Genomic DNA, 14,302 nt, shown 5'->3' with positions numbered 1-14,302 from the left:
CTGCAGGCCTCGTCGCGCCTGGCGTTGACCTGCGTCATGACAAACGGCATCCGCTGGGCGCTTGACAAGGATTGGGCGTAAACGTATGTTTCAAACAACTGTTTGACCGCTACAACAAATCCACGCGGTTGTTCATTCCAGGATTCATCAGCAGAGGTTTATCGCTATGCCTGACTACAAGGCCCCCTTGCGTGATATTCGCTTCGTTCGTGACGAACTGCTCGGCTACGAAGCGCACTATCAGAGTCTGCCGGCTTGCCAGGACGCTACCCCAGACATGGTTGACGCCATTCTCGAAGAAGGCGCCAAGTTTTGCGAGCAAGTGCTGGCCCCGTTGAACCGCGTCGGTGACATCGAAGGGTGCACCTGGAGCGAGTCAGGCGTTAAAACCCCTACTGGTTTCAAAGAAGCCTACAAGCAATTCGTCGAAGGCGGCTGGCCGAGCCTGGCTCACGACGTCGCGCACGGCGGCCAAGGCCTGCCGGAATCCCTGGGCCTGGCCGTTAGCGAGATGGTCGGTGAAGCCAACTGGTCGTGGGGCATGTACCCAGGCCTGTCCCATGGCGCGATGAACACCATTTCCGAGCACGGTACCCCCGAGCAGCAGGATGCCTACCTGACCAAACTGGTCTCGGGCGAGTGGACCGGCACCATGTGCCTGACCGAACCGCACTGCGGCACCGACCTGGGCATGCTGCGCACCAAGGCCGAGCCTCAGGCCGACGGTTCCTACAAAGTCTCCGGGACCAAGATCTTCATCTCGGCCGGTGAACACGACATGGCCGATAACATCGTCCACATCGTACTGGCCCGCCTGCCGGATGCTCCGGCTGGCACCAAAGGCATTTCGCTGTTTATCGTGCCTAAGTTCCTGCCCAACGCCGATGGTTCGGTGGGTGAGCGCAACGCGGTGTCCTGTGGTTCCCTGGAACACAAGATGGGCATCCACGGCAACGCCACCTGCGTAATGAACTTCGACGCGGCCACCGGCTACCTGATCGGCCCGGCGAACAAAGGCCTGAACTGCATGTTCACCTTTATGAACACCGCTCGTCTGGGTACCGCACTGCAAGGCCTGGCCCACGCCGAGATCGGTTTCCAGGGTGGCCTGAAATATGCGCGTGACCGTCTGCAGATGCGCTCCCTGACTGGCCCGAAAGCGCCGGACAAGGCCGCTGACCCGATCATCGTGCACCCTGATGTACGCCGCATGCTGCTGACCATGAAAGCCTTCGCCGAAGGCAACCGTGCGATGGTGTACTTCACCGCCAAGCAAGTGGATATCGTCAAATACGGCACCGACGACGAAGCCAAGAAACAGGCAGATGGCCTGCTGGCGTTCATGACCCCGATCGCCAAGGCGTTCATGACCGAAGTCGGTTTTGAGTCCGCCAACCACGGCGTACAGATCTACGGCGGCCACGGTTTCATCGCCGAGTGGGGCATGGAGCAGAACGTTCGCGACAGCCGCATTTCGATGCTGTACGAAGGCACCACGGGCATCCAGGCCCTGGACCTGCTCGGCCGTAAAGTGCTGATGACCCAGGGCGAAGCGCTCAAGGGCTTCACCAAGATCGTGCACAAGTTCTGCCAGGCCAACGAAGGCAACGCAGCGGTCAGCGAGTTTGTCGCACCGTTGGCTGCCCTGAACAAGGAATGGGGCGAGTTGACCATGAAGGTCGGCATGGCTGCCATGAAGGACCGTGAAGAAGTCGGTGCCGCGTCCGTGGACTACCTGATGTACTCCGGTTATGCCTGCCTGGCGTACTTCTGGGCCGAGATGGCGCGCCTGGCTGCTGAAAAACTGGCTGCCGGCACCAGCGAAGAAGGCTTCTACACCGCCAAGCTGCAGACTGCGCGCTTCTACTTCCAGCGCATCCTGCCGCGCACCCGCACCCACGTAGCCACCATGCTGTCGGGCGCCAACAACCTGATGGACATGAAAGAAGAGAACTTCGACCTGGGCTACTAAGCCCCGGCGGGTTCCCTGCCAAGCCGCCGCTCTTTCGGGAGCGGCGGCTTTTTTGTGGGCGCATGAAAAAACCTGAGTAGCGCGCTCAGGGATTGCGCCTGGCTGCCGTTACAGTAGTGGCAATGTGATACGGGTCACATTGAGTGTGCTTAACTGTGTTCAGTGAAGGCACTATGCCATCTTTTTTATGGGTCGGAGCTTTACCCTTGTCGCGCGCGTCTGCTGTACGTTTCAGTCATTTCCTACCGTCGTTGCTGTTATTGCTGGCGGGGTTGTCGGCTGCTTACGTCAAGGACCTCAACGTCTTCTTCACCTCCTTGTTCAATGTCCTGCCGACCTTGGTGCTGTTGCTCGGGGGGGCCTATTGCACGGTGTACCGTCGCCAGCGTGAGCTGTTCTTGATGGTGACGGTGTATGTCGCCTACTTCTTGCTGGACACCCAGACCGATTTCTACCGCGACCATGGCCGTGTGCGCGAAGACGCCGCCGTGGTGTTCCATCTGGTGTGCCTGCTGTTGCCGATGCTGTTCAGCATTTATGCCCTGTGGCAGGAGAAAACCCACCTGTTCCGCGACTTTGTCGCACGCTGCGCGGTGCTGCTCGCCGTAGGCAGCGTGGCCCTGGGCCTGGAGCAGAGTTACCCAGGGCCGTTGCTCAACTGGCTGGCGGAAATTCGCTGGCCGGCATTGCATGGCGCGTGGATGAGCTTGATCCAACTGTCGTACCCGATGTTCCTGCTGGGCTTTGTCGCACTGGCGGCCCAGTACTGGCGCGAACCGCGGCCGTTGCATGCGGCACAGCTGGTGGGGTTGCTGGGGATGTTCTGGATGTTGCCGCAGACCTTTATCCTGCCGTTCACCCTGAACATCATGTGCAGCCAGGTGATGTTGATGATTGCTGCAGGTGTGTCCCACGAGGCCTATCAGATGGCCTTTCGCGATGAACTCACCGGCCTGCCCGGACGCCGCGCCCTTAACGAGCGTATGCAGCGCCTGGGGCGCAACTATGTGCTGGCGATGAGCGACGTCGACCACTTCAAGCGATTCAACGACACCCATGGCCACGACGTCGGTGACCAGGTGCTGCGGCTGGTCGCCAGCAAACTGTCGAAAGTTAGCGGCGGCGGCCGGGCCTATCGGTATGGCGGCGAAGAGTTTGCCGTGGTGTTTGCCGGCAAGACCCTGGATGAATGCCTGCCGCACCTGGAAGAAATCCGCGAGATCATTGCCAACTACCACATCAAGTTGCGTAACCCCGACAGCCGCCCCCAGGACGATCACCAGGGGCGCCAGCGCCGTTCCGGCACGGGTGCGAACAGTGTGTCGGTGACCGTGAGCATCGGCGTCGCCGAGCGCCAGGCCGAGCAGCGCACCCCCGAAGAAGTGCTCAAGTCCGCCGACCAGGCGCTGTACAACGCCAAGGGCGCCGGGCGCAACTGTGTGGTGGCGGCCGGCCAGAACCGCCGTGGCGCGGTGCGCATGCAGGGCGCTGCCGGTTGAGTGATGGTGGTGTATTCAGCGTCTGTACAGTGATTGTCCGGGGCTCCTGGCGGCAGTAGGTTTGAGTCATCTGCCGCCGGAGACATCACCATGCCTGCCTATAAAGCTCCCCTGCGCGATATGCGCTTTCTGATTGATCACGTGTTTGATTTCCCCGCTCACTACGCTGCTTTGGGCGCCACCGAGGCCAGCCCGGACATGGTCAGCGCAATCCTCGAAGAAGGCGCGAGGTTCTGCGAGAACGTGCTGGCGCCGTTGAACCGCCCGGGGGACGAAGAGGGCTGCCATTTCGACAATGGCGTGGTGACCACACCCAAAGGTTTCAAGGAAGCGTTCGCGCAATACGTCGAAGGCGGTTGGCACGGCCTGGCGGCGGATCCGGCCTACGGCGGGCAGGGCTTGCCGTCCTCCCTGGGCTTGGTGCTCAGCGAGATGATCGGCTCCAGCAACACCTCCTGGGGCATGTACCCCGGCTTGACCCACGGCGCCATGTCGGCGATCCACGCCCATGGCACTCAAGAGCAGAAAGACACCTACCTGACCAAGCTCACCGCCGGCCAGTGGACGGGCACCATGTGCCTGACCGAAGCCCACTGTGGCACTGACCTTGGCATCATCAAGACCCGCGCCGTGCCCCAGGCCAATGGCAGCTACGCGGTGACCGGCAGCAAGATCTTCATCTCGGCCGGCGAGCACGACATGAGTGAAAACATCATCCACCTGGTGTTGGCCAAGTTGCCGGATGCGCCTGCTGGCACCAAGGGTATTTCGCTGTTTATCGTGCCCAAGTTCCTCGCCGATAGTGGGGCGCGCAATGGCGTCAGTTGCGGCTCCATCGAGCACAAGATGGGGATCAAGGCTTCGGCCACCTGCGTGCTGAATTTCGATGGTGCCGAGGGCTACCTGATCGGCGAGGCCAATAAAGGCCTCAATTGCATGTTCACCATGATGAACCACGCGCGCCTGGGCACCGGCATGCAGGGGCTGTGCCTGGGTGAAGCGAGCTTCCAGGGCGCGATCAAGTACGCCAACGACCGCCTGCAGATGCGCGCCCTGACCGGCGCCAAGGCCCCGGACAAACCGGCGGACCCGATCATCGTGCATCCTGATGTGCGGCGCATGTTGCTGACCATGAAAGCCTTCAATGAAGGCAACCGCGCCCTGACGTACTTCACCGCGCAACTGCTGGACACCGCACACCTGAGCGACGACCCGCAGCAACGCCAGGAAGCCGAGGATTTGCTGGCGTTCCTCACGCCGATCTGCAAAGCCTTTATGACCGAGACCGGCCTGGAAGTGACCAACCACGGCATGCAGGTGTTCGGCGGCCACGGTTTTATCCGCGAGTGGGGCATGGAACAGTTGGTGCGCGATTGTCGCATCGCGCCGATCTATGAAGGCACCAACGGCATCCAGGCCCTGGATTTGCTGGGGCGCAAGGTGCTGGGCAGCCAGGGCAAGTTGCTGCGCGGCTTTACCAAGATTGTGCATAAGTTCTGTGCGGCACATGCCGAACACCCGCAACTCAAGGCCCAGGTTGCACAGCTCAACGAGCTGAACCAGCAATGGGGCGAGTTGACCACCAAGGTCGGCATGGCCGCGATGAAAAACCCTGATGAAGTCGGCGCCGCCGCCCTGGATTATTTGATGTACAGCGGTTACATCATCCATGCCTACCTGTGGTTGCGCATGGCCCTGGTGGCCCAGGCGCAATTGGACGCGGGCAGTGGCGATGGGGATTACGCCCGGGGCAAGCTGGTGACCTGTGAGTTTTATTTCAAGCGCCTGTTGCCGCGCACCAGTGCCCATCGTGCGGCGGTGGAGGCGGGCAGTGATTGCCTGATGAGTTTGCCGGCCGAATTGTTCGCCTTGTAACTGTTGGCGTGACTGTAAAATACCAATTGGTCACAAGCAGACCCTATGTGTCACAAAAGTTGTTCGGTTACACTCTGGGTCTGTGAAACCGATCCTACCGAATCACTTTTAACGTTCTCACGAGGTTTGCCATGGCTGACTACAAAGCGCCGCTGCGCGATATGCGCTTCGTCCTCAACGAAGTATTCGAGGTTGCCAAGCTGTGGGCGCAATTGCCGGCCCTGGCCGAGACCGTGGATGCTGAAACCGTCGAGGCGATCCTTGAGGAGGCCGGTAAAGTCACCGCCAAGACCATCGCCCCGTTGAGCCGGAATGGCGACGAGGAAGGTTGCCGCTGGGACAACGGCGTGGTCACCACCCCGGCCGGGTTCCCCGAGGCCTACAAGACCTACGCCGAAGGCGGCTGGGTGGGCGTTGGTGGCGATCCTGCCTACGGCGGCATGGGCATGCCCAAGGCGGTCTCGGCCCAGGTCGAAGAGATGATCAACTCCTCGGGCCTGGCGTTTGGCCTGTACCCGATGCTGACGTCCGGCGCCTGCGTGTCGATCAACACCCACGCCAGTGACGAACTGAAAGCCACTTATCTGCCGAATATGTACTCGGGTGTGTGGGCCGGTTCCATGTGCCTGACCGAGCCCCATGCCGGTACCGATCTGGGGATTATTCGTACCAAGGCCGAGCCGCAGGCGGACGGTTCCTACAAGGTCAGCGGCACCAAGATCTTTATCACCGGTGGCGAACACGACCTCACCGAAAACATCATCCACCTGGTGCTGGCCAAGCTGCCGGACGCCCCGGCCGGACCGAAGGGCATCTCGTTGTTCCTGGTGCCCAAGTTCATGGTCAATGCCGATGGCAGCCTGGGCGCGCGCAACCCGGTGACCTGTGGCTCGATCGAGCACAAGATGGGGATCCAGGCCTCCGCGACCTGCGTAATGAACTTCGACGAAGCCGTTGGCTACCTGGTTGGCGAGCCGAACCGTGGCCTGGCGGCGATGTTCACCATGATGAACTATGAGCGCCTGGGGGTCGGTATCCAGGGCCTGGCGACCGGCGAGCGCTCTTACCAGAACGCGGTCGAATATGCGCGTGACCGCCTGCAAAGCCGATCGCCGACCGGCCCCAAGGCCAAGGACAAGATCGCCGACCCGATCATCAACCACCCTGACGTGCGTCGCATGTTGCTGACCATGAAGGCCGCGAACGAAGGCGGCCGGGCGTTCTCCACTTACGTGGCGATGCAACTGGACACCGCCAAGTTCAGCGAAGACGCCGCGACCCGCAAGCGCGCAGATGACCTGGTGGCGCTGCTGACCCCGGTTTCCAAGGCGTTCCTCACCGACCTGGGCCTGGAAACCACCGTGCACGGCCAGCAGATTTTCGGCGGCCATGGCTATATTCGCGAGTGGGGTCAGGAGCAGTTGGTGCGGGATGTGCGCATCACTCAGATCTACGAAGGCACTAACGGCATCCAGGCGCTGGACTTGATGGGGCGCAAGATCGTTGGCAGCGGCGGGGCGTTCTACACCCTGTTCGCCGATGAGATCCGCCATTTCATCGCCACTGCCAACAGTGACCTGGCCGAGTTCATTCAGCCGCTGAGTGCTGCGGTGGACGAACTCGACACCTTGACTGCCTGGGTCCTGGACCGCGCCAAGAGCAACCCGAATGAAATCGGTGCAGCCTCGGTGGAGTATCTGCACGCCTTTGGCTACATGGCCTACGCCTACATGTGGGCGCTGATGGCCAAGGCCGCCTTGGGCAAAGAGGCCGAGGAGGACTTCTACGCCAGCAAACTGGGGACGGCGCGCTTCTACTTTGCCCGCCTGCTGCCGCGTATCCACTCTTTGAGTGCTTCGGTGAAGGCCGGCAGTGAATCGCTGTTCCTGCTGGACGAAGCGCAGTTCTAAGCCGAAGAGGGCGTGTAAGCATTCTCTTACATGACGTGCTGCTAATCGTCCTCTATCGCCAGATTGGATCCACAGCTAATCTACTTCACATGGACGTCGCGCAGGAAGCGCAAAGCAACAACAGGGACACGTAGGATTCTGCCAGGATGGCGGAGTGAAATGGATGTCAGGGAAACAGTCTGCAAAGCCCCGCTTCGGCGGGGTTTTCTTATTGCCCGCGGAAAAGTTCAGGCCAGCCCGTCTACCGTGGCCGTCGGCCCATGTGGACCATTCATCACGTCTTCGAGCAAGGTGCGCAGCAATGCCAACGTTGCCTGCTGACGTTGTACATCCCGGCACACCAACCCCACCTTCAGCGGCACCCGTGGCTCACTCAAGGGCTTCCATAGCAGCGCCTGGCTGCTGTGTTCGTCCTGTGATCGGCCGGGCAGTACCGTCGCCAGTTTGGTATGGGGCAGGCTGTCGAGAATCCCCACCATAGTGTTCAGCTCCGCTTGCACCTGTGGTCGGCGCCCCAGGTTCGCCAGTTGCGCTTGCCAGATCTGCCTGACCTGGAACTCTTCGCCCAACAACAGCATGGGCAACTCCGCCGCCTGCTTGAGGGAGACCTTCTTGAATTCACGCAAGGGATGGTCGGCCGGGATGACCACTTTCAGTTCATCTTCATACAGCAGCACACCGTGCAAACCGGGCTGGCGTGCCGGCAGGTAGCTGATGCCAATGTCCAGCGAGCCATTGAGCAGGCGGCGTTCGATCTCAAGGCCCGTCAACTCGTAGATCTGCACCACCAGGTGCGGTTGGGCCTTGCGTACCCGCTCCAGCATCTGCGGCACCAGGCTGGTATGCACGGTTTGCAGCACGCCGATGGCCAGGGTGCGCAGCGCCTGGCCCTTGAAATGCCGCAGGGCCTCGACGGCTTGCTGCATACCATCGAGCAGCGGCAGGGCGTGGTTGTACAAGGTGTGGGCGGCCAGGGTTGGCAACAGGCGCTTGCTGCTGCGTTCGAACAGGCTCACATCCAGGTGCTGCTCCAACTGGCGGATCTGCTGCGACAGCGCCGGCTGGGAGATCGACAGGCGCTCGGCAGCCCGGCCGACATGGCCCTCTTCGTACACCGCGACGAAATAACGCAGTTGCTTGAAATCCATAAGTAATGCTTATCGAAAAAGCTGGAAAATCGAAATGGCTGTACGCCCCCAAGGCGCCTAGTCTAGCGCCTATTCACAAGGCTTACAGGGCCAGAAAGCGCGATGAATACCGTTTACAGCGATGGTGTTTACATAGGCAAGGCAAAAAACGACTTGCCGGGCTTCCGTCAATCGAGGGTTGCCAACAGCCTGCGGGGTGTGCAGGCATGAATCTGTTCAACTTGCGCCGCCCGGCACCGAGCCTGGATGACCTGTTACTGGACGCGAAAAAACCGATGCTGCGCGATGAGCTTTCCAGCCAATCCCTGATGCCCACCGTGGCCCGTCCGCCACAGGTTTTCGTACGCGGCCAGGGCTCCTGGCTGTGGGACAGCGAAGACCGTGCCTACCTGGACTTTACCCAGGGCGGCGCAGCCAACAGTCTCGGCCATAGCCCCTCGGTACTGGTGCGTGCGCTGGCTGACCAGGCGCAAGCGCTGATCAACCCTGGCATCGGGCTGCACAACCGCAGCCAACTGAACCTGGTGGACCGACTGTGCCACAGCACCGGTAGCGACCAGGCCTACCTGCTCAACAGCGGTGCAGAAGCCTGCGAAGCGGCCATCAAGTTGGCGCGCAAGTGGGGCCAACTGCATCGTGGCGGCGCCTATCGCATCATCACCGCCAGCAACGCTTGTCACGGCCGCAGCCTGGCGACACTGGCGGCCTCGGCAGGTGCTGGCGACAATCGTTTCGAGCCGCAACTGCCGGGCTTCTGCCACGTACCGTTCAACGATCTGCCGGCCTTGCATGCCGCCGTTGATGCGCAAACCGTGGCGATCATGCTGGAGCCGATCCAGAGCGACGCCGGCGTCGTTCCGGCCACCGAGCATTACCTCAAGGGGGTGGAGCGGCTGTGCCGGGAGCTGGGGATCCTGCTGATCCTCGATGAAGTGCAGACCGGGATCGGGCGTTGCGGCACCTTGCTGGCGGAACAGCGCTACGGTGTGCGCGCCGATATCGTCGCCCTGGGTAAAGGCCTTGGGGGCGGAGTGCCATTGGCGGCGTTGCTGGCCCGTGGCAAAGCCTGTTGTTTCGAACTGGGTGAGCTCGAAGGCACCCATCATGGCAATGCGCTGATGGCTGCGGCCGGCGTCGCCGTGCTCGATAGCGTGTTGGGGCACGGCTTCCTCGAACACGTACGTGATACCGCGCAGTACCTGGGCGAAGGCCTGGCCCGTGTTGCTCACCGCTATGGACAGGGCGAACTGCGAGGCCAGGGCCTGTTGTGGGGCCTGACCTTGTCGGATGATTCGGCAGATGCCGTGGTAAAGGCGGCACTGTATGAAGGCTTGATCCTCAATGCCCCACAACCCGACTGCCTGCGCTTTACCCCGGCGCTGACGCTAAGCAAGAGCAATATTGACGAAATGCTGCTGCGTCTGGCCCGCGCGTTTTCCCGCGTGCACACCGCCCAACTGCAATGCCGCAAGGGCATCGCTGTTTAACCCTTATTCCTGAACCGTCTCGCGTTATACGCGGCGCCTCCAGCCTGATTTTTTTGGCTGGGGGCGTTTTTTTGTGTGTCATTTTTGGATTGAAAAGGAGGCTTGAGATCCGTCGAAAAAAATGGCTTTTTTGCGGGCGCCGGCAGGGAGTGCCGGTAGGGGGCTGAGATTTTTGTGCGTGCCCTATTTTTAATGTCTACCACTGGGTGGTATGTTTGTGGGGAAGGGATGCCTATGAAGCTCAGACTGTTCAAAAGCCGGCATTTTGCTGATGCCGCCAGCAAAGCCTGGACCTGCAATTCGGAATTGGGGGAGGCATTTGGCGAAATGCTCAGGGGCCAGGCGGATAACTTGGGTGGTGGAGTCTGGAAGAAACGCCTCAATCACAACCGGCATCGTTCCATCGTTTTGGCAAAGGGCAGGCATTACTGGGTTTATCAGTTTCTGTTCGCCAAGCAAGGTCAAAGCAATATCAGCCACAAGGAATTGGCTGGGTTTAGGGCATTGGCAAAGGCCTATGAAGGCTTAAACGAAATACAGATCCAGCAATTACTGGATCTCAGGGAGTTTGTGGAGATAGATCATGCGCAAAAAATATGAAACTGAAGCGCTGGAGTCCATTCACCAATCGGCCAGCGCGCTGCATTCGATTGGCGCCATCAGCAAGACCACCCTTCGGCAGTTCGATGAGCTATGCATTGCGCCTGTGCCGGCGCAGATACCTGCCGCCCAGATCAAGCAGCTGCGCGAACGTAGCCATGTCAGCCAGCCGGTGTTCGCCCGCTACCTGAACACCAGCGCCTCGACAGTCAAGCAATGGGAATCCGGCGAGAAGCAACCCAGTGGTATGGCGCTCAAGCTATTGAGCATTGTGCAAAAGCACGGGTTGGACATCCTCGCCTGAGGAGGATGGCCCGGTGCCAGATTCCACTGAACCCTCACGCGCGGCCAGGGTCGATTAGCTGTACGGCTCACACGAGCCGATTTTTTGGAGCTGACCCATGGACTTCATTCGTATCATCATCGCCATTCTGTTGCCGCCCTTGGGTGTGTTCCTGCAAGTGGGCTTCGCCGGCGCATTCTGGCTGAATCTCCTGTTGACCCTGTGCGGCTACATCCCAGGTATCGTGCATGCGGTGTACATCATCGCCAAGCGCTGAGCCGTCAGCCTTTGGCGATCAGCCGTGAGTTTCGCTCATTGCGAAAAGCCAATTGCTCGATGGTCTGCGTGGCGTGCTCGGCTTCGAGGCGGGCATTAAGGATGATGTCGTGATCGGCAGACTTGCTGCACACCGGGTCGGCGTTGCTGGCGTCACCGGTCAGCATGAACGCCTGGCAGCGGCAGCCGCCGAAGTCCTTTTCTTTCTCGTCGCACGAGCGGCACGGCTCGGGCATCCAGTCGTAGCCGCGAAAACGGTTGAAGCCAAACGAGTCGTACCAGATGTGCTGCATGCTGTGGTCGCGCACATTGGGAAACTGTACCGGCATCTGTCGGGCGCCATGACAAGGTAGGGCGGTGCCGTCTGGCGTTACTGTCAGAAAGATACTGCCCCAGCCATTCATGCAGGCCTTCGGGCGTTCTTCGTAGTAGTCCGGTGTGACAAAGATCAGCTTGCACGGATGACCTTGCGCTTCCAGCTTGGCGCGGTATTCGTTGGTGATGCGCTCGGCGCGGGTCAGTTGTTCCTGGGTAGGTAGCAGGCCGACGCGGTTGAGCTGGGCCCAGCCATAGAACTGGCAGGTGGCAAGCTCGACAAAGTCCGCCTCAAGGGCGATACACAGCTCGATGATGCGGTCGATCTTGTCGATATTGTGTCGATGAGTGACGAAGTTCAGCACCATCGGATAACCATGGGCTTTCACTGCCCGGGCCATTTCCAGCTTCTGCGCGAAGGCCTTTTTGGAGCCAGCCAGCAGGTTGTTCACCTGTTCGTCGCTGGCCTGGAAGCTGATCTGGATATGGTCCAGGCCGGCCTTTTTGAAGTCGCTGATCTTCTGCTCGGTCAGGCCGATGCCGGAGGTGATCAGGTTGGTATAGAACCCCAGCTTGCGGGCTTCACTGATCAGCTCGGCGAGGTCCTGGCGCACCAGCGGCTCACCTCCGGAAAACCCCAATTGCGCCGCGCCCATTTCCCGGGCCTCGCGAAACACCTTGATCCATTGTTCGGTGCTCAACTCCTTGCCCTGCTCGGCGAAGTCCAGCGGGTTGGAGCAATACGGGCATTGCAGCGGGCAGCGATAGGTCAGCTCGGCGAGCAACCAGAGCGGCAGGCCAATCTCGGGCTTGTCAGGCAAGTTCGATCCAGTGCTCTGCACGTGCGACCTCCATGAATTGCTCGATGTCTTCACCGAGTTCGGGCACGCCGGGGAATTGCTGCTCCAGCTCGCCAATGATGGCCGCCACACTGCGCTCACCGTCGATCAAGCCACCAATCAACGCCGCACTGTCGTTGAGCTTGATCATGCCTTCGGGGTACAGCAACACATGGCCCTTTTGCGCCGGCTCGTACTGGTAGCGATAACCCTGGCGCCACGTCGGTTTTTTGCTGCGGTCGAAACTCATAGGGTGATCCCTTTATGCCAGACCCGCTGCGCGGTCACGCTGTGATAGGGCGGGCGGTTCAGTTCGTAGGCCATGCTCATGGCATCGAGCATGCTCCAAAGGATGTCCAGTTTGAACTGGAGAATCTCCAGCATCCGCTCCTGGCCGGCGCGGGTGGTGTAGTGCGTAAGCGTGATCGCCAGCCCGTGTTCGACATCGCGCCGGGCCTGGCCCAGGCGGGTGCGGAAGTATTCGTAGCCGGCAGGGTCGATCCACGGGTAATGCTGGGGCCAGCTATCGAGGCGCGATTGGTGGATCTGCGGGGCGAACAGCTCGGTCAGCGAGCTGCTGGCGGCTTCCTGCCAACTGGCCCGGCGGGCGAAATTGACGTAGGCATCCACGGCAAAGCGCACGCCGGGCAGCACCAGTTCCTGGGAGCGCAGTTGATCCGGGTCCAGGCCCACTGCCTGGCCCAGGCGCAGCCAGGCTTCGATGCCGCCGTCTTCGCCGGGGGCGCCGTCATGGTCGAGCAAACGCTGGATCCACTCGCGGCGGATTTCCCGGTCCGGGCAGTTGGCCAGGATCGCGGCGTCCTTCAGTGGGATATTCACCTGGTAGTAGAAGCGGTTGGCGACCCAGCCCTGGATCTGCTCGCGGGTGGCCCGGCCTTCATACATCGCCACGTGGTAGGGATGGTGGATATGGTAGAAGGCACCCTTGGCCCGCAAGGCCTGTTCAAACTCGGCGGGGTTCAGCGGTGTATCGGTCATTGGGGCTCTCCTACAGTTCAATGCTCATGCCGTCGTAGGCTACTTCTACATTGCGCCGGGCCAACTCGGCGCGCTCGGGCGAGTCTTCGTCGAGGATCGGGTTGGTGTTGTTGATGTGGATAAGCACCTTGCGCTGCTGGGGCAGTTGCTCCAGGACCTCTAGCATGCCGCCGGGGCCGTTCTGGGCCAGGTGGCCCATTTCGCGGCCGGTGCGGGTGCCGACGCCACGGCGCTGCATTTCATCGTCATCCCACATCGTGCCGTCCACCAGCAGGCAGTCGCTGCCGGCCATGATTTCCAGTAGCGGCGCGTCCACTTTGCCCAGGCCCGGGGCATAGAACAGTTTGCCGCCGGTGCGCAGGTCTTCGACGATCAGGCCGATATTGTCACCGGGGTGCGGGTCGAACCGATGGGGCGAGTAGGGCGGTGCGGCACTGCGCAGGGGCAGTGGGGTGAAGCGCAGGTTGGGGCAGGCGGGAATGGTGAAGCTGGCATCCAACTCGATGCGCTGCCAATCCAGGCCGCCATTCCAGTGGGTCAGCATGGTGAACAGCGGGAAACCGGTGCTCAGGTCTTCATGGACCATGTCGGTACACCATACCTGGTGCGGGCAGCCTTCACGCAAGCTGAGCAGGCCGGTGGTGTGGTCGATCTGGCTGTCCATCAAGATGATTGCGCTGATCCCGGTATCACGCAGTGCCCGGCCGGGTTGCATCGGTGCAAAGCCCTGCAATTGGGCGCGGATATCCGGCGAAGCGTTGCACAGCACCCAGTTCACGCCGTCATCGGAGAGGGCGATGGACGATTGGGTGCGCGCCTGGGCCCGCAGGCTGCCGTCGCGAAAGCCGGCGCAGTTCACACAGTTACAGTTCCACTGCGGGAAGCCACCACCGGCGGCTGAACCTAGAATCTGGACAAACATCGCCGCTCCTTCACACAAGACTCAAAATAAAAACGCCCCGGCGAGCCGAGGCGTTGCATTGCAATACAAAAGCAATCAGCGGCTGGCGAAGTACATGGTGACTTCAAAACCGATACGCAGATCAGTGTAAGCAGGTTTGGACCAAGTCATATTCATACTCCTACGAAGGGATGGGAC

The 14,302-nt window shown here is 60.7% G+C and carries 14 protein-coding genes; 8 read left to right on the top strand and 6 right to left on the bottom strand.

Annotated elements, in window-relative coordinates:
• Positions 1-166: 166 nt before the first annotated feature.
• From HU773_RS25620 to HU773_RS25605, 4 genes are all read left to right on the top strand, one after another.
• Entirely contained in the window at positions 167-1,972 is a 1,806-nt protein-coding gene (locus tag HU773_RS25620) for a phenylacyl-CoA dehydrogenase (protein WP_057440295.1), read from the top strand.
• A 206-nt stretch (positions 1,973-2,178) separates the two neighbouring features.
• Entirely contained in the window at positions 2,179-3,471 is a 1,293-nt protein-coding gene (locus HU773_RS25615; protein ID WP_057960809.1) for a GGDEF domain-containing protein, read from the top strand.
• A gap of 90 nt (positions 3,472-3,561) precedes the next feature.
• Entirely contained in the window at positions 3,562-5,346 is a 1,785-nt protein-coding gene (locus tag HU773_RS25610; RefSeq protein ID WP_057960808.1) for an acyl-CoA dehydrogenase C-terminal domain-containing protein, read from the top strand.
• Positions 5,347-5,477: 131 nt separating this feature from the next.
• Positions 5,478-7,256 (top strand): acyl-CoA dehydrogenase C-terminal domain-containing protein, encoded by a 1,779-nt coding sequence (locus tag HU773_RS25605; protein ID WP_057960807.1) that lies wholly within the window; start codon positions 5,478-5,480, stop codon positions 7,254-7,256.
• A gap of 227 nt (positions 7,257-7,483) precedes the next feature.
• Here the strand turns inward: HU773_RS25605 and HU773_RS25600 are convergent, their stop codons facing one another.
• Positions 7,484-8,404 (bottom strand): LysR family transcriptional regulator, encoded by a 921-nt coding sequence (locus tag HU773_RS25600; RefSeq protein WP_057960806.1) that lies wholly within the window; start codon positions 8,402-8,404, stop codon positions 7,484-7,486.
• 206 nt (positions 8,405-8,610) lie between these two features.
• Here HU773_RS25600 and HU773_RS25595 point away from each other — a divergent pair, with 206 nt between their 5' ends.
• The 4 genes from HU773_RS25595 (at position 8,611) to HU773_RS25580 (ending at position 11,051) form a co-directional block, all read left to right on the top strand.
• On the top strand, positions 8,611-9,891 hold the full coding sequence (locus HU773_RS25595) for an aspartate aminotransferase family protein (protein WP_057440297.1): 1,281 nt from the start codon (positions 8,611-8,613) through the stop codon (positions 9,889-9,891).
• 234 nt (positions 9,892-10,125) lie between these two features.
• Positions 10,126-10,491 carry a type II toxin-antitoxin system RelE/ParE family toxin gene (locus HU773_RS25590; RefSeq protein ID WP_120734244.1) on the top strand — a complete coding sequence of 122 codons (366 nt, stop codon included), beginning with the start codon at positions 10,126-10,128 and terminating at the stop codon, positions 10,489-10,491.
• Positions 10,475-10,795: a helix-turn-helix domain-containing protein gene (locus tag HU773_RS25585; protein WP_057440299.1), complete on the top strand. Its 321-nt coding sequence runs from the start codon at positions 10,475-10,477 to the stop codon at positions 10,793-10,795. The genes HU773_RS25590 and HU773_RS25585 overlap by 17 nt, the downstream gene beginning before the upstream one ends.
• Before the next feature lie 97 nt (positions 10,796-10,892).
• A complete protein-coding gene (locus tag HU773_RS25580; protein ID WP_081044318.1) occupies positions 10,893-11,051 on the top strand; it encodes a YqaE/Pmp3 family membrane protein in 159 nt (52 codons plus the stop codon).
• A 4-nt stretch (positions 11,052-11,055) separates the two neighbouring features.
• On the opposite strand, the gene pqqE is transcribed toward HU773_RS25580, so the two are convergent.
• The 5 genes from pqqE to pqqA all read right to left on the bottom strand — a co-directional run bounded on the left by pqqE (position 11,056) and on the right by pqqA (position 14,275).
• The gene (pqqE, locus tag HU773_RS25575; RefSeq protein WP_128593322.1) at positions 11,056-12,186 is read right to left on the bottom strand and encodes a pyrroloquinoline quinone biosynthesis protein PqqE; all 1,131 of its coding nucleotides are present in this window, start codon (positions 12,184-12,186) and stop codon (positions 11,056-11,058) included.
• Positions 12,179-12,454: a pyrroloquinoline quinone biosynthesis peptide chaperone PqqD gene (pqqD, locus tag HU773_RS25570; RefSeq protein WP_032858571.1), complete on the bottom strand. Its 276-nt coding sequence runs from the start codon at positions 12,452-12,454 to the stop codon at positions 12,179-12,181. Before pqqD ends, pqqE begins: the two co-directional genes overlap by 8 nt.
• The gene (pqqC, locus tag HU773_RS25565) at positions 12,451-13,203 is read right to left on the bottom strand and encodes a pyrroloquinoline-quinone synthase PqqC (protein WP_057960803.1); all 753 of its coding nucleotides are present in this window, start codon (positions 13,201-13,203) and stop codon (positions 12,451-12,453) included. Before pqqC ends, pqqD begins: the two co-directional genes overlap by 4 nt.
• Positions 13,204-13,213: 10 nt before the next feature.
• Positions 13,214-14,125, bottom strand: a complete 912-nt coding sequence (pqqB, locus tag HU773_RS25560) for a pyrroloquinoline quinone biosynthesis protein PqqB (protein WP_057440302.1) — start codon at positions 14,123-14,125, stop codon at positions 13,214-13,216.
• Between the two features lie 75 nt (positions 14,126-14,200).
• Positions 14,201-14,275: a pyrroloquinoline quinone precursor peptide PqqA gene (pqqA, locus tag HU773_RS25555; RefSeq protein ID WP_003194766.1), complete on the bottom strand. Its 75-nt coding sequence runs from the start codon at positions 14,273-14,275 to the stop codon at positions 14,201-14,203.
• Positions 14,276-14,302 lie beyond the last annotated feature (27 nt).

Origin of the sequence: Pseudomonas shahriarae (genome assembly GCF_014268455.2) — a bacterium.
GTDB lineage: Bacteria > Pseudomonadota > Gammaproteobacteria > Pseudomonadales > Pseudomonadaceae > Aquipseudomonas > Aquipseudomonas shahriarae.
The sequence above is the reverse complement of the archived record's forward strand: the minus strand, read 5'-3'. Positions and strand labels throughout refer to the sequence as shown.